This is a genomic window from Curtobacterium sp. VKM Ac-2852, from assembly GCF_013205045.1.
Lineage (GTDB): Bacteria > Actinomycetota > Actinomycetes > Actinomycetales > Microbacteriaceae > Curtobacterium > Curtobacterium flaccumfaciens.
This window is the reverse complement of record NZ_JABMLI010000002.1, coordinates 493,412-511,886: the sequence shown is the minus strand read 5'-3', so window position 1 is coordinate 511,886 and position 18,475 is coordinate 493,412. Positions and strand designations below refer to the sequence as shown.

General features: G+C 70.8%; 16 protein-coding genes and 4 tRNA genes. 8 read left to right on the top strand and 12 right to left on the bottom strand.

Annotated features, from left to right (window positions below):
- Positions 1-2: 2 nt before the first annotated feature.
- The 4 genes from HQQ79_RS08870 to HQQ79_RS08855 all read right to left on the bottom strand — a co-directional run bounded on the left by HQQ79_RS08870 (position 3) and on the right by HQQ79_RS08855 (position 3,848).
- Positions 3-1,055 (bottom strand): BLUF domain-containing protein, encoded by a 1,053-nt coding sequence (locus HQQ79_RS08870; RefSeq protein WP_173033781.1) that lies wholly within the window; start codon positions 1,053-1,055, stop codon positions 3-5.
- A 245-nt stretch (positions 1,056-1,300) separates the two neighbouring features.
- On the bottom strand, positions 1,301-1,795 hold the full coding sequence (locus HQQ79_RS08865; protein WP_173033779.1) for a hypothetical protein: 495 nt from the start codon (positions 1,793-1,795) through the stop codon (positions 1,301-1,303).
- A 76-nt stretch (positions 1,796-1,871) separates the two neighbouring features.
- Positions 1,872-2,018 (bottom strand): hypothetical protein, encoded by a 147-nt coding sequence (locus tag HQQ79_RS08860; RefSeq protein WP_173033777.1) that lies wholly within the window; start codon positions 2,016-2,018, stop codon positions 1,872-1,874.
- Positions 2,019-2,663: 645 nt separating this feature from the next.
- The gene (locus HQQ79_RS08855; RefSeq protein WP_367948079.1) at positions 2,664-3,848 is read right to left on the bottom strand and encodes an MFS transporter; all 1,185 of its coding nucleotides are present in this window, start codon (positions 3,846-3,848) and stop codon (positions 2,664-2,666) included.
- Between the two features lie 149 nt (positions 3,849-3,997).
- On the opposite strand from HQQ79_RS08855, the gene HQQ79_RS08850 reads away from it, so the two are divergent.
- Positions 3,998-4,459 carry a hypothetical protein gene (locus HQQ79_RS08850; protein WP_173033774.1) on the top strand — a complete coding sequence of 154 codons (462 nt, stop codon included), beginning with the start codon at positions 3,998-4,000 and terminating at the stop codon, positions 4,457-4,459.
- A 299-nt stretch (positions 4,460-4,758) separates the two neighbouring features.
- The gene (locus tag HQQ79_RS08845) at positions 4,759-5,748 is read left to right on the top strand and encodes a hypothetical protein (RefSeq protein ID WP_173033772.1); all 990 of its coding nucleotides are present in this window, start codon (positions 4,759-4,761) and stop codon (positions 5,746-5,748) included.
- Here the strand turns inward: HQQ79_RS08845 and HQQ79_RS08840 are convergent.
- From HQQ79_RS08840 to HQQ79_RS08830, 3 genes are all read right to left on the bottom strand, one after another.
- A complete protein-coding gene (locus tag HQQ79_RS08840) occupies positions 5,745-6,719 on the bottom strand; it encodes a hypothetical protein (protein ID WP_173033770.1) in 975 nt (324 codons plus the stop codon). The genes HQQ79_RS08845 and HQQ79_RS08840 overlap by 4 nt on opposite strands.
- Positions 6,720-6,817: 98 nt before the next feature.
- Entirely contained in the window at positions 6,818-7,951 is a 1,134-nt protein-coding gene (locus tag HQQ79_RS08835) for a hypothetical protein (protein ID WP_173033768.1), read from the bottom strand.
- Positions 7,952-8,117: 166 nt separating this feature from the next.
- Positions 8,118-8,300: a hypothetical protein gene (locus HQQ79_RS08830; RefSeq protein WP_173033766.1), complete on the bottom strand. Its 183-nt coding sequence runs from the start codon at positions 8,298-8,300 to the stop codon at positions 8,118-8,120.
- Positions 8,301-8,488: 188 nt separating this feature from the next.
- Here HQQ79_RS08830 and HQQ79_RS08825 point away from each other — a divergent pair, with 188 nt between their 5' ends.
- Entirely contained in the window at positions 8,489-8,686 is a 198-nt protein-coding gene (locus HQQ79_RS08825) for a hypothetical protein (RefSeq protein WP_173033764.1), read from the top strand.
- A gap of 195 nt (positions 8,687-8,881) precedes the next feature.
- Here the strand turns inward: HQQ79_RS08825 and HQQ79_RS08820 are convergent, their stop codons facing one another.
- From HQQ79_RS08820 to HQQ79_RS08805, 4 genes are all read right to left on the bottom strand, one after another.
- Positions 8,882-9,262, bottom strand: coding sequence for a hypothetical protein (locus tag HQQ79_RS08820; RefSeq protein ID WP_173033762.1), 381 nt, complete (start codon positions 9,260-9,262; stop codon positions 8,882-8,884).
- A 123-nt stretch (positions 9,263-9,385) separates the two neighbouring features.
- Positions 9,386-9,460: transfer RNA gene (locus tag HQQ79_RS08815), tRNA-Val, on the bottom strand.
- 47 nt (positions 9,461-9,507) lie between these two features.
- Positions 9,508-9,581: transfer RNA gene (locus tag HQQ79_RS08810), tRNA-Cys, on the bottom strand.
- A gap of 82 nt (positions 9,582-9,663) precedes the next feature.
- Positions 9,664-9,735, bottom strand: a tRNA-Gly gene (locus HQQ79_RS08805).
- 215 nt (positions 9,736-9,950) lie between these two features.
- Here HQQ79_RS08805 and HQQ79_RS08800 point away from each other — a divergent pair.
- The 5 genes from HQQ79_RS08800 to HQQ79_RS08780 all read left to right on the top strand — a co-directional run bounded on the left by HQQ79_RS08800 (position 9,951) and on the right by HQQ79_RS08780 (position 16,753).
- Positions 9,951-10,023 (top strand) — tRNA-Val (locus HQQ79_RS08800).
- Between the two features lie 115 nt (positions 10,024-10,138).
- Complete coding sequence (locus HQQ79_RS08795; RefSeq protein WP_173033760.1) at positions 10,139-11,704, top strand: DUF3375 family protein; 1,566 nt, start codon at positions 10,139-10,141, stop codon at positions 11,702-11,704.
- A complete protein-coding gene (locus HQQ79_RS08790; RefSeq protein WP_173033758.1) occupies positions 11,701-12,489 on the top strand; it encodes a DUF4194 domain-containing protein in 789 nt (262 codons plus the stop codon). The genes HQQ79_RS08795 and HQQ79_RS08790 overlap by 4 nt, the downstream gene beginning before the upstream one ends.
- On the top strand, positions 12,486-15,854 hold the full coding sequence (locus tag HQQ79_RS08785; protein WP_173033756.1) for an SbcC/MukB-like Walker B domain-containing protein: 3,369 nt from the start codon (positions 12,486-12,488) through the stop codon (positions 15,852-15,854). The genes HQQ79_RS08790 and HQQ79_RS08785 overlap by 4 nt, the downstream gene beginning before the upstream one ends.
- 611 nt (positions 15,855-16,465) lie before the next feature.
- On the top strand, positions 16,466-16,753 hold the full coding sequence (locus HQQ79_RS08780; RefSeq protein ID WP_173033754.1) for a hypothetical protein: 288 nt from the start codon (positions 16,466-16,468) through the stop codon (positions 16,751-16,753).
- A 166-nt stretch (positions 16,754-16,919) separates the two neighbouring features.
- Here the strand turns inward: HQQ79_RS08780 and HQQ79_RS08775 are convergent, their stop codons facing one another.
- The gene (locus HQQ79_RS08775) at positions 16,920-18,386 is read right to left on the bottom strand and encodes a peptide MFS transporter (protein ID WP_173033752.1); all 1,467 of its coding nucleotides are present in this window, start codon (positions 18,384-18,386) and stop codon (positions 16,920-16,922) included.
- Between the last annotated feature and the right edge of the window lie 89 nt (positions 18,387-18,475).

Sequence of the window (18,475 nt, the reverse complement as noted above, 5' to 3'; positions counted from 1 at the left end):
GGTCAGTCCCCCGCCGGCGCGGAGATGTCCCACACGGTGGTCTCCTCGTACTGCTCGGACCAGCCGCGGCGCATTCGTGCGGCGGCACGGTCGAACGCGTCGACGACGTCGGTGTCCGGCGTCAGCAGCGCCTGCAGGCGGATGCCGTCGTAGAGGGCGAGCAGCTGCTGTGCCCCGCGGATCGGGTCCATCGTCGCCGGTTCGCGGCCGGCGCGGACGTCATCCTGCAGCGCGGTGCGCACGGTCTCGCGGAACTGCAGGTACGCGGACCGGTAGTAGTCGGCGCCGTCCGTCGACGGGTCGGTCGAGATCGCGAGCGTCGCCGCGATCAGCCGCATGAGGGAGGGGTCCTCGGCGTGGGCGGAGAGCAGCGCGTGCAGGAACGCCACCGTGCCCTTCTCGCCAGCGAGCGGCAGCAGCGGTGCCGACACCGCGCGGGTCCACCGCATCACCGCGGCGGCCAGCAGTGCGTGTTCGGAGGGGAAGAGCTCGAGGATCTCGGCCTGCCGCATCCCCGACCGGGACGCGACGCCCTCGAGCGAGAAGCGTGACAGTCCCCCGTCGTGGAGGACCGCGATCGCACCGTTGACCGCCCGGGTGCGCGGGACCTCCTCGTCCGCGGCGTTCTGGTTCGTCAGTGGTGCCAGCGGGTGCTTCCGGAACCAGTCCAGGAGTGCGCGAGCGCGGGAGGCCCCGAACGCCGGGTCGGTCGGGCGACCCGGGCTGAACAGGTCGCTGAACCCCGGAACGTCGTGCATCAGCGGGTCGAGGGACTGGAACGCCATCGACCAGTCCGGGAACGAGCGCTGTGTGATCGGCTCGTCGAGCAGCACGCGGACGTTCGTGTGTCGCGGGTCGGCTCGGACCTGGTCGAAGCGCTCCCGGACGACGTCGTCCTCGCCCTCGATGATCCCGATGCAGTTGTCGTCGCGGTGCGCGAGCATGCCGGTGACGCCGAGCCGGGTGTTCTTCTCTCGGCCGACCGCCAGGATCTGGGCGAGTTCGGAATCCGTGATCGGACGGGTCTGGGTGCTGGTGTAGACGAGCGATCGCATGGTGCTGCTTCCTGGTCGGACGGTCCCCCGGTGTGTGGGAGGCGCCGCCGTGTCGAACCCGAATCGACTCGACGGCACCTCGTGGTCACCGTAACCAGCGGCGACCACCTTCACTGCGACGCAAGACGGTCCGTGGCTGTTCAGCACCCGGAGGATGCCGACCTCTGAATGGAACCATCCGGCCGCGTCCGGCGGTACCCCCACTACGGGGAACGTACGTTCTCCGGCCGCTTTCTGGGCGAGCGTCAGTGCGCGCGGTCGGCCGACGGGGGCGCCTCGACGATGCGCTCGCCCGTCGTCGGGTCCCACCCGATGGTGCGGGGTTCCGTTGCTCGCGAGCGTCGTTCCTCGCGCGGGAAGAACGGACGGGCACTGGGCAGGTAGCTGAGCACCGCGGCGACGACGACGCAAACGGTGTCGACGAGGTTCCAGCCCACGCCGTCGGTGGCGATGGTGATCACTTCGCTGCAGGCAGTCAGCCCGGCGATGATGGCGAGCCAGAGTCGCGCGTTCCCGGAGCCTCGTCCCATCCGCGTCGCCAGCCACACGAACACGGCCGACCAGGCGAGGACGAAGAGGAGCCCGAGCGAAGCCCCGATGATCGCGCCGCCGGCTTCGCGCATGGACACGACGATGCCGGGCGCCGCGGCCACGAGGCTGATGATGACGGACGCCCACCAGAGCGCCACGGCGATCATGACGACCCGTGGTCGCGTGCGCGGTTCGGTGTGCTGTTCCATCAGGTGCTCCCCCGTCGTTCCGCTGGATGCGGCTCGACGATCCTACGGTGACGGCGCGGAACCACGGTCGCGCCTCCTAGGGGCGGTAGTCCTCACGACGTGGCGGGACCTGCGCCGCGTGCGAATCGGTGAACGGCTTCGCGCCCCGCATCCCGCCCATCGTCTTCGCGACCGTCGTGAGCAACCAGCCCAGTCCCCGTGCCACGGTGCTCAAGATCCTCATGGCGTCCCCTCGTCGGACCGACCTGCGGTGTCGGCCTCGTCCGGTCACACCGTACGCGGAGAAGCCGGATTCCCGCCAGGGACGGCAGCCTCTCGGTCCCGTCGTCGATCAGCGTCGCGCTGACGCTGGACGCCCGACCGGGGAGGAGTCGCGATGCCGGTGGCCCGCGAGCGAGTGCCGCTGTGGCGCACGCCCTGGTGGCACCCTCGCCGCTGGGAAGCCCGCATGTGGGTGCTGCTCGTCGCGGCTGCTGCTGGCGGCGTCCTCCGCGAAGTGGCGCATCCGTTCTCCGACGACGGGGTCGAGGCGATCGTGAAGTGGATCGGCCTCTGCGTCCCCGGGTGTGTGATCGCGTACGTCGTGGTCGGTCGGTGGATGAAGGGCCTGACCACGCTGTGGAAGCCGTCGTGGCGCGAGTTCCGACGGATCCTGGTCGCGGCACCGCTCGGGGTGCTGGCCCTGCGGCTGCTCATCGAGGACGACGACGGGTGGTTGTGGCTGCTCGCCGGGGTGTCCGCCGCGCTCGTCGCGCTCGCGGTGGCTCGCTGGGTCGCTGCCCTCCGCGATCGTCGACGTCGGACGAATGCGTACGGGACGGCGTCCGCTGACCCGTCCGCGGAGCGCCCGATGGGCTTCGTCTGTCCCCTACGCGTCCCGTGTGGCGGCCGTCTTCGACGGCAACTGCGACGCCACGAGCGTCCCGACGAGCGCCACCACCGCGAACGCCGCGAACCCGAACGGCAGCCCGATCGCGCTGCCGACACCACCGACGACGAGCGGTCCGACGGCGTCCCCGGTCTCACGCCCGAGCTCCGCTGAGCCCATGGTCCGCCCGAGCCGGTCGGGCGGTGTCGTGCCGGCGAGGTGCGCGAACGCGACGGGTGTCAGCGTGGCGACACCGGCTCCGGCGAGCAGGGCCGCGATGAAGACGGCCACCGCCGAGGGTGCGACGGCGACCACCAGGAAGGCAGCGGCAACCGCGGCCGTCCCGGCCACACCCGCCACCCCGGTGCCGAGACGCCCGGCGTCGTGCAGCCGCCCGGCGACGGGCTGCACGAGCGACGACGTCACCGCGAGGACGGCGACCGCGAGTGTCGACACCAGGAGCGGGATGCCGACCTCGGCACCGAGCGCCGGGAGCATCCCGGTCAGCGCGCCGATCGCAGCGCTGCCGACGGCCAGGACGACGACCGGGATCAGGAACTGGCGGTCCGTGGCCGCTCGGACCATCACGGCGAGCGTGGCCCGCTGCCGGGGCAGGGGCGTGATCGGCTCGACGGCGACGAACACCGCCACCGCCGTCACGAGGGCCATCACGACGAGGATCCCGAAGAGCCACTGCGTGCTGCCGAACTGCACCACGAGTGCACCGATGACCGGTCCCCCGGCGTAGCCGAGACCCTTCCACGAGCCGTACCGACCGAAGTACGTCCCGCGACGGTGTGCCGGAACGAGGCGGGCGACCGCTGCGGACGATGCCGGCGAGAACGCGGAGGCGCCGGCACCCTGCAGCAGACGCGCGAGGCCGAGCCAGAACGGACCGGTTCCGAAGACGCCGATGAGTGAAGCTGCCGCGAAGACGACGAGTCCGCCGACGATCACCGGTCGCGGGCCGATGCGGTCGGACAGTGCACCGAAGACCGGCTTGAGGACGAGTTCGGCGACGTCGTAGAGCGCCAGGAAGAGCCCCAGCCACGCGAGCGTCAGGCCGAGTTCGAGGTGCTCGCCACCGACCGCCGCGGCGATGCCGTTCGCCCCGAAGGCGGTCACGAACCCCGCGGCGTACAGCGGAGCGAGCCGAGGGGCGGTGGTCGTCGACGGGGCGGTCACGTGCCCACCTTGGCCGATCACGGGCCGGACCGCCAACGATCACGCTCATTCGTCGCGACGCGGAGCAAGCCTGCCGGAACCCTCACTGTTCGGTCTCGATCGACATGTCGTTGACGAATCGTCAGCGACCGCGACGCATCATGGGTGGCATGAAACCGTGGACTGTGGCCGAGACCACCGAGCTCATCGTCAAGAGCTGGTTGTGGATGACGCTCATCACCGCACCGGTCGCCACCGTCATCGCCGTTGCGTGGTGGAACCCCATCGCCCTCTCCCTCTTCGTTCCGGCCTCGCTCGTCTTCACCGGCATCGGAGCGGCCATCGGCGGCATCGCCTCCATCCCCTTCTCCCACGGACTCAGCCGAGCGCTGATGCGAGTTCGGAGCCGCCTCGTCCACGCCATCGCACACTCACTGCTCGCCGGCGCACTCGCGGCGGCATGCTTCGCGCTCTTCCTCGTCATGAACGATGGGGACGACATCTGGACGTGGCCGCTCATCGCCTCCGCAGCCGCCGGCATCGCCGCAGCGATCGCGCGGTGGCGGCTCGACCGCACCAGGATGACGACAGAGCCGACACCAGCGGACGCCGTCGAAGACGCCGGGGCATAGCCGGACCACGACCAGCGCCCGTCGGAACTCGGCGGCACAGGGAGCGACGGCGCCACGACCTGCGCCACACGGCGGCGAACCTGACCATGTCCGTTGGCGCACAGGTGCGGCTCGTACAGGACATGCTCGGACAGCACACGGTGCTCGCCCGGGCGGCTCCCGTCGTGGACCCGCCGCTCGGAAGTCCCGCTCGACCGGCGTCGGTAACGCCCTGCAGGTGGCACACGTCCTTCCGAGGATGAAGTCGAGTTCGTCCGAGGTGGCGACGGCCACTTCCGACCGGTCGATAGGGTCGGTTCGTGGGGAACTCCGTGATGCTGAACGTGCTGGCCGTTTCGTCGCCGATGGTGGGAGCCGACCCGGCTGTTCGCGCCGGGGAGGTCGACCTGGACGCGGTCACCGGTGAGTGGGAAGTGCAGTGGCTCCTGCCGTTCCTGTGGATGGGGTTCGTCCCCGAACCCTGGTTTGCAGCGCACGCTGACCGGCTCCTCGCAGCGCTTGCAGCTGGTGAAGACGAGAGCCCGGGCCGCGCCGATGTCGTCGTGCCCTGGTCCACCGCTGCTGAGGCGTTCCGGACGCGGCTGCCAGCGGTGGTCGCCGTGTGGCCGGAGTTCGCTGAGCCCGCGAATCGGTTCCTCTCGGATGTCACCTCGGTGGCGGAGCGGACAACGAACCCCGTCATCCGACTGCAGCTCGATGAGCTGGTCACGGCGTCGTGGGGCGATGAAACGGAACTCAGCCGGTACGTCGCCGACGTCCTCGCTGACGCGGACCAATGGGACGACCCTCGACGGACCGCTGAGGGGCGGGTGTCCGACTTCCACCGGGCAGCGACAGCAGACGAGCCAGGCCGGTCGTTCCTGCTCGGTGGTGAATGGATGTACGGCGGGTCTTCGTTGCCGCGTGACGAACCGGTGCCGTTGCCGGCTCCGAGCCGGGCGGCACCATCTGCGCCGCACGATGCACGCGTCGACCGTCAGGCGGAGACGCCTCGGGTGCCGAGACCTTCGTGGATCAACGAGCGGCAGTGGGCCGGCCGCTACGGGACCCGTGGTGAGGACCTCTGGCAGGTCGCAGCCTTGGCCGCAGCTCGGAAGGCCCGAGCGCAGGCGAACGTGTGGCCGTGGCACTGGGCAGTAGCGATCGCGGTGACGTTCGCAGTCGTGACGTGGCTCATCGTCGGCATGTTCTCCGACAGCATGCCGTGGGCAACCGTCGCTGGAGTAGTCGTCCTCGTCAGCGTTGCTGCGCTGTGGGGTCGCGCTGCAGCGCGAGCACGCCGAAGCTAGCGCAGCGGACGTCGCTGGTTCGACCGGGCGGTGCTGATGAACCGGTCGAGTGCGTCGCCGACGTCGTCGTGCCAGGAGCCGTCGGACCAGGCGCCGGCCTTCTCGTCGGTTGCCCAAACGTGCCAGCGGCCGTCCTCTTCGTCAAGCGCTGCCGCGTCGGCGGTCCCCCGCTCGCCGGGCCAGAGGACGCGCAGGCGTTCGTTGGCGACCACCGCGCGGGCTTCGTCCAGGTCGGTGAACGGCAGCGGTTTCCGCCACTGGTCGATGACGACGCCGATGCGCTTGCTGGGGGTGCCGTCCCAGTCGATGTCGAACCCTCGGTCGGTGAGGACGCTGGCGACCCGCTCACCGGCGGTCAGCTGGGACCGTTCGTTGACGGCTGCTTCACCGCGGGTGGAGAGCATCGACTTCGCGACCAGGTCGGGATCGATGTCAGGTGCTGGGCGGAACGACCCGTACGCGAGGCGGAGAACGCACCGGAGCAGGGCGAGCCCGTCCGTGTCCTGCTCGTGGAAGTACACGTACGCCCACTCTCGGTGTCCGTCGGGTGCTGTCTCGTCCGGGGTCCTCCGGTCACGTGCTTCCAGGAACCCGTCGCTCTGGTCGACGCCGAGGTTCATACCGGTGACGAAGCCGTCGCGGGCGAGCTCCGCGAAGGCGAACTGGAGACGGTCGTACTGGCTGCTGCGCCAGTCCCAGTTTGCTTCCTCTGTCCGGCGTGCATCCCAGATGAGTCGGGTGCGCTCGAGGACAGTGCGGCGGAGCTCGTCAAGGTCCGGTGCGTCGTCCTCGTACCATTCGATGACTGTTTCGACGATGTCGTCGAAGCGGCGGAACCCGGGCAGCATCTGCTCGGTGACCGTTTCGTCGATCATCTGCTCGTCGGGTGCAACCTCGTCGAGGATGTCGTACTCGGTCTGGTCGATGCTGTCGTCCGGCTTCCGCCGCCGCCACCTGTCGAAGATCCCCACGAACGGATCCTATGCGGCGACGGTGTCACGCCGCCCGGACGCGGACCACTGCGGGCTCAGGCAGACGAGGAGGCTCGCGGAACCGTGCGGTTCGCGGCCTACGTCTGCGTGAGGACCTTCGCGTGACCGTGGCCGTCGGCGAAGACGTACGCAGACCCTCCGCCGAAGTTCGAGCCGAGGGGGTCTTCGTCGAGCATCGCGACGAACCGGTATCCGTCCGGCGTCTCGTCGTTCTGGATCCACGCAGGGTTCCCGCCCCACTGGCCTGCGACGGTGACACCGTCGGCGCGCGCTTCGATCAACGCGTCGGAGTAGTCATCCGCCCCTGCCTGGTGCACGCCGAGGAGCCATGGTTCACCGGTGAGCACGGCGGTGCCGGACGGTGATGCCGGTCGTCCGGCCGGGTGCAGGTCGCGTCCACCGACGACGATGGCAGCGTTGGACCCGGCGTCCGGGTCCCAGGACGGGCAGGAGCCCGGGTCTGCCTGGCAGATGAAGACGAGGATGAGGCTGCCGTCGTACTCGAGCTGCGCGGTGAACTGCATCGGCTCGTCGTGTTCAGCGCAGGTCGGCCAGTCGAATCCATCGTGAACGGCGGGCAGCCCGCCGAGCCGCGAGGACACCAACGGCGCGGTGAGGTCCGACCGGTACGCGCCGAGGAGCCGAAGACCGGCTCGGGCTCGGTGCGCTGCGGCAGCGCGATGACCCCGGGTTGCCGAGGACGCCGCGCTGAGGCGGATGCTCTCCGGCGTTCCGCTGCGGATGGCGGTCACGACGAACGACGGATCGTCGGTCGGGAGCTCCCATCGCAGGAGGGACCGGTACGGCTCCTTCCCTGTCCCGGTGAACGGGGCAGGACCGTTGTCCTCCGCAAGGAGCATCCGCGCGACCTGCCAGACGTCCAGGGGTGGGTACCCGGCGGCAGTTGCCTCGGCGACGACTCGGGTTGCGGTTCGCCGAGCGGTCGCCTGCCGGCGCTGGCGGCCGCTCCGGTACAGGACGAGATGGAGCAGGTGCGCGACGATGGGGAACGGGAGCACCCACGCGGCCGCGAGGAGGGACGACTCCCGCTGACTGCGGTAGTCGAACGCGTCGTAGTAGACGGAGATGGCGATGTAGGCGATGACGCCGAACGTGTACACGAGCGTGTAGACGGCGCCGAACACCTTCAGCCCCGGCGGGGTGCGCACCGCGGCAGCGGCGCTGGTGTCGACGATGACGTCCGCCGGCATGTCCGCTGTCAACGGCGGGGACCGAGCGTGAGAGACGAGACGACGCCGATGACCGCCCCGCCGACGAACGATGCGACGGCATCTGCACCGGTGAGGACACCGGCGGACGGACGGTGTCGGTGTGGACGGTACGTGCTCATGCTGCTCCCCCGAGAGTGCTCTGCCCTCACGGTACCGCCAGATGCAGCGGGATCAGGCGGGGACCGCGTTGCACGTCGTCGCGGGCGGCGACGTGCAGGAGCGCCAGCACTGTGAGGCAGTCGGTGACGAGGCGGAGGGGCCGGCCGGGTGTCGCCTGCTCGGTGGCGATGCGGATGCTGGCCGCTTCTGCTGCGGTGGAGTCTGCCATCGGAGGGCGCAGGCAAGCCGTTGCCCACCCTGGCCGACCACGGGCCGCACCGCCAACGTCGGGCGTGTCCGACCTCCGACGACCCCGTGTGCGGGCTCGTGGCAGCGGCTCGCCTCCTAGGTCGGGGAGGCTGCGGCGGGCTGCTTCGTTCCCGGGTTCGTGGTCGTCGTCGACGGCATCGTCGGGCCGTGGATGCTGCACCACTTCCGGACGCACTCGTCGACGAGGCGCCGATCCTCGCGATGTGGGAGCAGGTCTCCGCGCGCCGGCCGCTCGAACACCACGTGATCGACACGACGGGACACGCACCCTCGGAGACACTCACCGCGGTCCGTGCGGCCGTCGAGGCAGGCACGTTCCTGCTGCGCCGGAACCCGGTCAGCTGAGCGGCGCGGGGCGGGGAACGGAAACGGGAACGACGAAGGGCCTGCAGGTCCGCCCCGGCGAGACCCCACAGGCAGCGCCCGACGGAGTCTGACCCGACCGATCAACCGATCGACCCCGGGATCTCAGCACTGTTGAGGCGCCGGATCATCGGCTCGGTCTGGGCCATCCCGGTCGGCCTCGAGGGAACGCCGTCGCTACAGCCGGATCGCCCACTCGATGGTCGGCGGTGATCCGCCACCGTGCCGGAGGGCGTAGTCGTCCAACACCGCCCGGCGGACGTCCACACCGCTCGCGAATCGTTCCAGGTGCGTCAGGAGCCACGCTGCCGGCGCCTCGTCGATCTTCTCCTGCCACGTCGGGCCGAGGACTTCGTCCAGCTGGAGCACTGCAGCGTGGGTGTCACGGCCGTCGAACTCGTAGACCGCGACTCGGCGCGCGGTGAACGCCAGCCAGACTCCTCGTTCGACGACGACGTCGCCGGGGGCCCGATCGTTCCGCTGCCACTCGCAGACCTTGTGGAACAGCACCGGTGTGGTGTCGCGTCGGGCACGCTTCCGCCTCCAGCCGATCTGCATGACCACCACCGTACCGGGCGGGGTCCACGGAGCATCGCGGTCCTGGCGGACCGGGAACGGCGAGCAGACCGGAACGAAGAAAGCCCCCGACCGGACCTGGTGGTCCTGCCGGGGGCTTTGTGGTGGTGGGCGATACTGGGATCGAACCAGTGACCTCTTCCGTGTCAGGGAAGCGCGCTACCGCTGCGCCAATCGCCCAAGTCCCTGCGTGGACCGGAGTCCATCAAGGTCTTGGAGGGTGGATCTGGAGGTGGGGACGGGATTCGAACCCGCGTGGACGGCTTTGCAGGCCGCTGCCTAGCCTCTCGGCCACCCCACCATCGAGGTTCACGTCTCCGTGAGTACCCGAACGGTGGGATACCCTCTGGTGAGTCGCGGGCCTTCGAGAAGACCCACACTCGAGCGGATGACGAGATTCGAACTCGCGACCCTCACCTTGGCAAGGTGATGCGCTACCACTGCGCCACATCCGCACTTGTCGTTCCGCTGTCGCGGCGACGACGTAAACTCTATACGCACCGGGGCACTTCCACCAAAATCCTCCCCGTTCACCGGGCGTGTCCCCCGAGTTCATGCGGATCGGGGCGGTTCGACACCCTCTGCGGCCAGCGCGCCACACCCGGGCCGCGCGATGTGTTCGATGCACCGCCGGACTTCCGCTAGTATCGATCCGCACGAACAGTGCAGGGGGCGATTGGCGCAGTTGGTAGCGCGCTTCGTTCACACCGAAGAGGTCATCAGTTCGAGTCTGGTATCGCCCACAGAGCAACACGAACACCACCGACAAGAGCCCGACGCAGCAGCGTCGGGCTCTTGTCATCTCATCAGGCCGCAGCACGCGGACCAGACCACCAGCACGATCGGACGAAGGGGCGCATGACCGACGTCGACCTCGAGTTCGCCCGGGTCCGAGCGGTCCTCGACCGTCCGACCCTGCGGCTCATGTCCCGGCCGACCAGCGCCACGGTCCTCGCCGTGTTCCGCACGGTCTTCGACCGCGACGTGCAGTACGTCCCCGCCGACCGCATGCACCTGCAGGTCGAGGAGCACGTCGCGCGCCTGCAGGCGGCGGGTGCCCGCGTGCCCGCCAGCGAACAGGCGGTGCCGGCAGCCGGCGCGCAGACCGACGGCGAACCGACCGAGGGTGAGCAGGAGGCCCGCCCGAACGGCCGCGCGCTGTGTCGAGAGTGGGTCGGCGCCCAGTGGCTCGTCCGCTCGAACTCCCCCGACGGTGACGAGCAGTACTCCCTGACCAGCCACGCCCTCGAGGCGCTGAGCCTCGTCGACGCCCTGTCGGCCGACCGCGCCCTGATCAGCGAGAGCCGGCTGGCGATGATCGTGGACGCGGTGCACCGGTGGGCGGCTCGCGCCGAACCCGACCCCGACGTGCAGATCCGCCGGATCGACGCCCAGATCGCCGAGCTGCAGGCTGAACGGGAGCGCCTGGAGCACGGCGACGACGTCGTGGCCGTCGACGACGACCGGATGCGCGACGGGTACACGAACATCTCCGACCTGATCCGGCAGCTGCCGAGCGACTTCAAGCGCGTGGAAGAGGCGGTCGCGACGATGCACCGCTCGATCGTCGAGGACTTCCGGCAAGAGGTCCGCCCGATCGGCGAGATCCTCGACGACTACCTGGTGCGTACGGACAACCTGATGGAAGCGACACCCGAGGGCCGTGCCTTCGAGGGTGCCTTCGAGCTCCTCCGCGACGACGCTCTGCTCCTGCGGCTCCGCGACGACATCGCGACGATCCTGGCGCACCCGTTCGCGCAGGGCCTCGGAGCCGGCGAGCGTCGGGCCTTCCGCAACACCGTGACGATCCTGCGCCAGGGCATCGAGGACGTCCTCGCCCAGCGCCGTCAGCTCACCGCCACGCTCCGCGACCAGATCGTCGCCCACGACGTGGTGCGCGACCGCGAGCTCGACGCGGTGCTCCGCTCGATCAACCGCGGCCTCGCCACCCTGATGGACCAGGGCGGCGCACGCGACCGGATCCCGCTGCCGCTCCTGCCGGCGGCGGCCGAGGTCGGCACGCTGCGCGAGCGCTTCTACGACCCGGACGCCGAGTCCGTGCCGCCGCCCATCGAGGAACCCGACGACGACGTCTTCGAGGACCTCGACGTCGAGATGCTCCGCAAGCACGGTGGGCCGCTCCTGACCGAGCTGCGCGCGGCGCTCCGCTTCGCCGAGGCCGACTCCAGCGTCGATGCGTTCCACGGGCTGCCGCCCGAGCAGCGCCGACCGGTCGAGCTCTTCGGCCTCGCGCACCTGCTGACGGGGCGCGACGACTTCGAGTCGGCCGCCCACGTCGCCGAGCACCGCACGGTCCGCCCCGACGGCACCGCGATCACCTTCCACATGCCCACCGCTGCGCTCGACGACGAGCGCACTGCGGTCGGCGACGCACACGACGAGAACGCACAGGAGGCACGGTGAGCGACACGACGCCGGCACCGGTCGACGAGACGGTCCCCTACGACGACCCCGCATCCGTGATGCAGGACGACGAGCGTGACGAGTCCAGCTTCGCCCTCTTCGAGGGCGACGAGGGCCGGCTCGACGAGCACCAGCGACGCGCCCTGGTGGCCCTGCTGCGGCACTCGTACGTCAGCTCCCGCACCCACCCCGACGAGTGGCGTGCGGTCCTCGACGCCGAGTACCAGCTGCGGTCCCGCCTGAACGACCTGTTCCTCGAGCTGCACGTCGACCGTGACCGCGAGGTCGCGTGGAAGCGCCAGGCCCGGTCGGAGAGCCAGCGCCGCACGTTCCCGACCCTGCTCCGCGACCTGCCGTACACCCGCGAGGAGACGATCGTCCTCGTCTACCTGCGGATGCGCCTGCGCGCCGACGCTCGACCGGGCCCGGACCAGGTCGTCGTCGACCGGTCCGAGATCCTCGGGCACGTGGCGGGCTTCCGTCCGGCGACCGCGACCGACCGCACCCGCGACGAGGGCCGGGTCGCCAAGGCCATCGAGCGTCTCGTGACCGCACGCATCCTGATCCGCACCTCCGACCCGGACCGCTTCCGGGTGGCGAGCGTCGTCGAGGTGCTGCTCCCCCTGGAGCGCCTGCTCGAACTGGACGCCTGGTTGCGGACCACCACCGCGCAGGGTGAGGCGACCACCCCGGGCGGCGAGCCGACCGACGGGGACGACCCGGGCCTCCCGGCAGACGGCGAAGCCGAGACCGACACCGACGACGAAGGCGAGACGGAAGCGTGACCGACACGTTCGAGATCCCGGCGCTCTTCGACACGGTCGCGCAGTGGCGCGCCGAGTCGATGCAGGTCGTCAACTGGGGCGGGTTCCACGGTCACCGGCAGGTCGAGCTGTCCGGCACGGCGACGCTCATCTCCGGCGCCTCGGGCACGGGCAAGTCCACGCTGATGGACGCCTACCTGGCCGTGATGATGCCGTCCGACGTGCCGTTCAACGGCGCCTCGAACGACGCCACCACCGGCCGCGCCCGCAGCGCAGACCAGCGCAACCTGCTCACGTACCTGCGCGGCAAGGTCGACACCCGGCGCGACCCGGAGACCGGCAGCCTGCGCGACGTGAACCTGCGCGGCGACGACCAGACCACCTGGGGCGCTGCGGCGGTCACGTTCCGGAACGACGACGAGCGGCGCTTCACGGTGCTGCGTGCGTACATCGTGCCGAAGCGCGCCCGCGGGGTCGGCGACATCCAGATGACCATGGCGACGGTCGACGACACCTTCGACCTACGCCGGCTCGAGGAGTTCGTGCCGTCGCGGTTCCACCACCTCGAGCTGACCGGCCGCGTGCCGGGGCTCGTCATCCGCGACACCTACCAGGAGCTCGCGTACACGCTGCAGACGCGGCTGGGCATCGGTGACTCCGGCGGCGGAAACCGGGCGATGCGCCTGCTCGCCCGGATCCAGGCCGGCCAGCACCTGCCGACCGTCGACGCGCTGTACAAGTCGCTCGTGCTCGAGACCCCCGGCACGTACGAGGCGGCCGACCGGGCCCTCGCGCACTTCTCCGCCCTCGACGAGGCGTACGAGGCGATGGACACCGAGGAGCGCAAGGTCCGCATCCTCTCCCCCATCACCGACCTGCACGACGAGATCTCGCGCGCGACCGAAGCCGCAGCGGCCCTGGACGGCATCGCGACCGGCGCCGAGGTGTCGCCGTTCGCGCACTGGACGGCCTCGCGGAAGCGCGACCTGCTCGACGCCGAGGTCTCGCGCAACGCCCGCGAACGCACGGCATCGCGCGCCGAGGTCGCCGCGGCCGAGGCCCGGCACGCCGCCGTCGAGATCGAGCTGCGCGACGCCGAGGCCCGGCTCCGCGACCAGGGCGGCAACGCGCTCGCCCAGCTCGAGGACCGCATCGAACGGCTCACCCGTGAGCGCGACGCCGTGGTCCGCACCCGCGCCACGTTCGACGAGCGCACGGCGGTGCTCGGCACGTCCGTCGCGACCGAGGCCGACTTCACCGCCGCGCAGCGCAGCTCGCACGAGTTCCTCGGGTCGTACACCGACTCGCGCACGGCCCTCGACGAGCGCCGCGACGCCCTGACCCGCGAGGAGTACCCGCTCCTCGACCGCGAACGGTCCCTGCGGCAGGAGCGCCAGTCGCTCGAGCACCGGCAGGGCGCCATGCCGCTGCCGATGCACGAGGCCCGGCTCGCGATGGCCCGCGCCGCCGGCATCGACCCGGCCGAACTGCCCTTCGTGGCGGAACTGCTCGACGTGCTGCCCGGCGAGGAGCGCTGGCGCACGGCCATCGAGTCCGTCCTGGCGCCCGTCGCCCGCACGCTGCTCGTCGACCAGGACCGCCTCGGCGACTTCAGCGAGGCGATCGACGCACTGCGCCTGCCCGTCCGCGTGCAGTTCGAGGGTGTGCCGACCGGCCCGCACCTGGACCTCGACGGCGACCCGGCGATGGTGTCCGGCAAGCTCGCCATCAAGCCGTCGCCGTTCAGCACCTGGGTGCGCGAGCGGATCGAGTCCGACCGCACCGACGCCCGCTGTGTCGCCTCGGCCTCGGACCTCGGCGGTGGTGGCCGCCGGGTCACCGAGTCCGGGCAGCTCCGCGACGGTCGTCGTGGCGCGCACGGTGACCGCCGCCAGTCGAACGTCATCGGCTTCACGAACGAGGCCCGCGTCGCCGCGGTCGAGCAGGAGCTCGCCTCGATCGCGCAGGACCTCGCCACGCTCGAGGCCCGCCGCACCGACGTCGCGCAGGACCTCACCGCGCTCGACGTGCTCCGCGCCGCGCACCAGCACGTGGTCGACGCCACGTGGGCCGCGATCGACGTCGACGGACTGGGGACGTCCCTCGCCCGGCTCGACGAGGAACGGCAGGCGCTGCTCGCCGCCGACGACGGCCTCCGGACGCTGCGGGCCTCGGTCGCCCGGCTCCGGAAGTCCCTCGACGAGGCTGCCGACCGTCGCTCCGCCGCACGACTGTCGGTCCAGCGGCTCGAGGAGCGCCACGCGGTGCTCGTCGACGGCCAGGACGCCGCCGCCGAGATCCTGGAGCGCTTCGAGTCCTCGCCCGGTTCGCTGCCGGACGACCAGCAGGCCCGCCTGCTCGAGGAGACCTTCGAGGAGATCGGCGCCCCGGACGGCGTCGACGGGTTCGACGACGCCACGCGACGGCTGAAGCGCCGGCTCGAGGAACGGCTCACGCAGGCGCTCGACGGTGCCGCGGCGGCCTCGACCTCGTTGACGCTGACGTTCCAGCGGTACCAGGATGCCTGGCCCGACCCGAACCTCGGCACCGGCGTCGCGTCGTACCCGGACTACCACGCGATCCTCGACCAGATCGTGGCGACCGGCCTGCACGCGCGTCGGAGCGAGTGGCGTCGACGCCTGTCGCAGTGGAGCGGCGAGGACCTCGTCCCGCTCGCCGGCGCCTTCGACCGCGCCGTCGTCGAGATCGAGGAGCGCCTCGAGCCGGTCAACGAGATCCTGCGGGAGCTGCCGTTCGGCGCGAACCGCGACCGCCTGAAGATCCAGATCCGCCGGGTCACCCGCGAGGACGTCACCGCCTTCCGCCGCGAGCTCCGCGCCCTGTCGGCCTCGGTCGACACCGAGCTGACCGACGACGTGCTGGAGACCCGGTTCCGACGGCTCCGGCGCTTCATGGCGGTCATCCGGCCCGACCCCGACGCCGCCCGCGGCCGCACCACCCAGCGCGACGCGGTGCTCGACGTGCGCCGGCACATGGAGATCACGGCCGTCCGGTACGACACCGACGGCAACGACCTCGGCGTGTACTCGTCGCTCGGCGACAAGTCCGGTGGTGAGACGCAGGAGCTCGTGGCGTTCATCGTCGGCGCCGCGCTGCGCTACCAGCTCGGTGACGAGACCCGTCCCCGGCCCCGGTTCGCGCCGGTGTTCCTCGACGAGGCGTTCATCAAGGCGGACTCGGAGTTCGCAGGCCGTGCGGTCACCGCGTGGCTCCGGCTCGGGTTCCAGCTCGTCGTGAGTGCGCCGCTCGACAAGGTCACGGCGCTCGAACCGTCGATGGAGCGGCTCCTGTCGATGCGCAAGCACCCCGAGACGGGCCACTCGTCCATCACCGAGATCGCCCGGGTGGAGCCGGCCGCCGTCTGACGCGGGCCGGGGTGGCGGTCGCGGGTGTCGGCTGGTCAGGACACCCCGCTCACCTCCGCCGAGCGGTCACGAACCGTCGGACGGCGGCGGCGCCGACGACAGTTCGTGACCACTCGACGCGGTGTCGGCGGGGTGTCCTGACCACCCGGCCCGCGCTCTGGACGCGACCGACAGCGGTCTGGAGGCGCGGTGCGGGCCCGCCACGAGCCTCCCGGCCGTCGTCCCGCCGGTCGCAACACCCCGCTCACCTCCGCCGAGCGGTCACGAACCGTCGCCTGGCGCCGCCCCCGCCGCCAGATCGTGACCACTCAACGCGGTGTCGGCGGGGTGTCCTGACCACCCGGCCTGCGCTCTGGACGCCAGCCGACGACGGCCGGGAGGCGCGGTGCGGGCCCGCCACGGGCCTCCCGGCCGTCGTCCCGCCGGTCGCAACACCCCGCTCACCTCCGCCGAGCGGTCACGAACCGTCGCCTGGCGGTGCCGAGGCCGACACTTCGTGACCACTCGACGCGGTGTCGGCGGGGTGTCCTGACCACCCGGCGGCCGGGCCGTCAGCGTGTCGGAAGGTGCCGCACAGACGTTCCATGACCACGCGCCGCTACGGTGATGGCGTGTTCGGACGACGCCGCTCCCCCAGTCCCCGCCCCGACGACGCTCCCGGTCTCGGCATCGGTGCCCTCGTGCAGGTCATCGACACCGATCGGGGTGGCGAGCAGTGGGCCGACCAGCCGATCGGGGTGATCGTGGCTCCCGGCGGGAGTCAGATCGGCGGAACACAGCGCACGTGGACCGTCGCGTTCGAGGAGCCCGTGTACACGAAGGACGGCCGCGGCCCCTTCGAGCGCGCGACCGTCCTGAGTCGTCAGCTGGTGCCGGTCACGACCGACAGCGCCGAGTAGTCCGGGTCAGGGACTCAGTACTCCTCGGAGCCGCTCTTCATCATGGCCGCGACGGCCATGCAGCACCCGACGCCACCGAGGACGCCGACGCCGATGATGATCCCTGCGATGAGTTCGAGCATGGGTGGTGACTCCTTGGTTGCGTCGGCGTGTGGCTCCGCTCAGGTTACCGGATGCCGCGCATGAGCCGCAGCACCGGCTTGGCCAGGAGCAGCAGGACCACGCCCACCACGACGGCGACCAGACCGAGGATCGTGAAGTACGGGGCCTCGTTCGCCGGGTCGTAGTAGCGGGACAGCACCCCGGTGACGGCGGTGCCGAGCGACACCGACAGGAAGAACAACGCGACCATCTGCGTCTGGAACTTCGGCGGCGCGAGCTTCGTGGCGACGGACTGGCCGACGGGCGAGAGCAGCAGTTCGGCGAGCGTGAACACCAGCAGGATGCCGACGAGCGCGAGCAGCGGCGTGCCGTTCTCGCCCGAGCCGGTGAACGGCAGGAAGAGCAGGAACGCGAGCCCCATGATCCCGGTGCCGAGGGCGAACTTCGTCGGGGTGGACGGCTGGCGGTCGCCGAGCTTGGTCCACAGCGCCGCGAAGACGCCGGACAGCACGATGATGAAGACCGGGTTGATCGACTGCACCCACGACACCGGCATCTCCCAGCCGAACAGCGAGCGGTCGAGGCGCTCGTCGGAGTAGACCGTCACGACGGTGAACTGCTGCTGGTAGAGCGACCAGAACACGGCGCTGCCGATGAACAGCGGGATGAACGCGAAGACCCGCGACCGCTCGTCACGGGTGATGCCGCTCGACAGGATCACGACGAAGTAGCCGATGGTCGCGAGCACGACGACCGCCACCACGACGGTGGGCAGGTTGCCGACGTTGAGCAGACCGGTCAGCACGGCGACGACGATGACGACGAGCGCGACGACGACGCCGGCACCGATGAGCGGCAGGCGGCGGCGGTCGACGGGGTTCGCCACGTGGCGGACGACCTCGGGCAGCTTCCCCCGCCTGATCGCGTACTGCACCAGGCCCGCCGCCATGCCGACGGCGGCCAGGCCGAAGCCCCAGTGGAAGCCGAGCGAGCTCTGCAGCAGCCCGGTGAGCAGCGGTCCGAAGAACGCCCCGAGGTTCACGCCGAGGTAGTAGAGCGAGAAGCCGGCGTCGCGGCGCGGGTCCTCGCGGCTGTAGAGGCCCCCGACGATCGTGGTGGCGGTGGCCTTGAGCCCGCCGGAGCCGAGCGCGATGAGCACGAGGCCGACCCCGACCCCGGCCACCCCGGGTATGAGCGCGAGGGCGATGTGCCCGAGCATCACGACGATCGCGCTGCCGAACAGGGTCCGGTCCGCGCCGATGAGCCGGTCGGCGATCCACGCCCCGATGATCGTGAACAGGTAGACCGCGCCGCCGTAGGCACCCATGATGCCGGTGGCGATGCCCTTGTCGATCCCCAGGCCGCCCTGCGTGACCGTGTAGTACATGTAGATGAGGACGATGCCCTGCATCCCGTAGAACGAGAACCGCTCCCAGAGCTCCACGGCGAACGGTGTCGAGAGCTCGAACGGTTGCCCGAAGAAGGTGCGTCCGGGACGGCCTTCGCGATCCGCGGGGGTGGTACGTGACATGGCGGCCAGTCTGCCCCTGGCCGGGTGGGCACGCCCAATCGTCGAACACGGCTCATGTCTTTGGAGGGTTCCCACGACCTCGTGACGCC

Bases quoted from the DNA above. Each gene is read 5' to 3' on its own strand.
- HQQ79_RS08860 (WP_173033777.1), bottom strand. From the start codon at position 2,018: ATGAGGATCTTGAGCACCGTGGCACGGGGACTGGGCTGGTTGCTCACG.
- HQQ79_RS08865 (WP_173033779.1), bottom strand. From the start codon at position 1,795: ATGGAACAGCACACCGAACCGCGCACGCGACCACGGGTCGTCATGATC.
- HQQ79_RS08870 (WP_173033781.1), bottom strand. From the start codon at position 1,055: ATGCGATCGCTCGTCTACACCAGCACCCAGACCCGTCCGATCACGGAT.
- HQQ79_RS08820 (WP_173033762.1), bottom strand. From the start codon at position 9,262: ATGCAGATCGGCTGGAGGCGGAAGCGTGCCCGACGCGACACCACACCG.
- HQQ79_RS08850 (WP_173033774.1), top strand. From the start codon at position 3,998: ATGAAACCGTGGACTGTGGCCGAGACCACCGAGCTCATCGTCAAGAGC.
- HQQ79_RS08835 (WP_173033768.1), bottom strand. From the start codon at position 7,951: ATGCCGGCGGACGTCATCGTCGACACCAGCGCCGCTGCCGCGGTGCGC.
- HQQ79_RS08795 (WP_173033760.1), top strand. From the start codon at position 10,139: ATGACCGACGTCGACCTCGAGTTCGCCCGGGTCCGAGCGGTCCTCGAC.
- HQQ79_RS08775 (WP_173033752.1), bottom strand. From the start codon at position 18,386: ATGTCACGTACCACCCCCGCGGATCGCGAAGGCCGTCCCGGACGCACC.
- HQQ79_RS08830 (WP_173033766.1), bottom strand. From the start codon at position 8,300: ATGGCAGACTCCACCGCAGCAGAAGCGGCCAGCATCCGCATCGCCACC.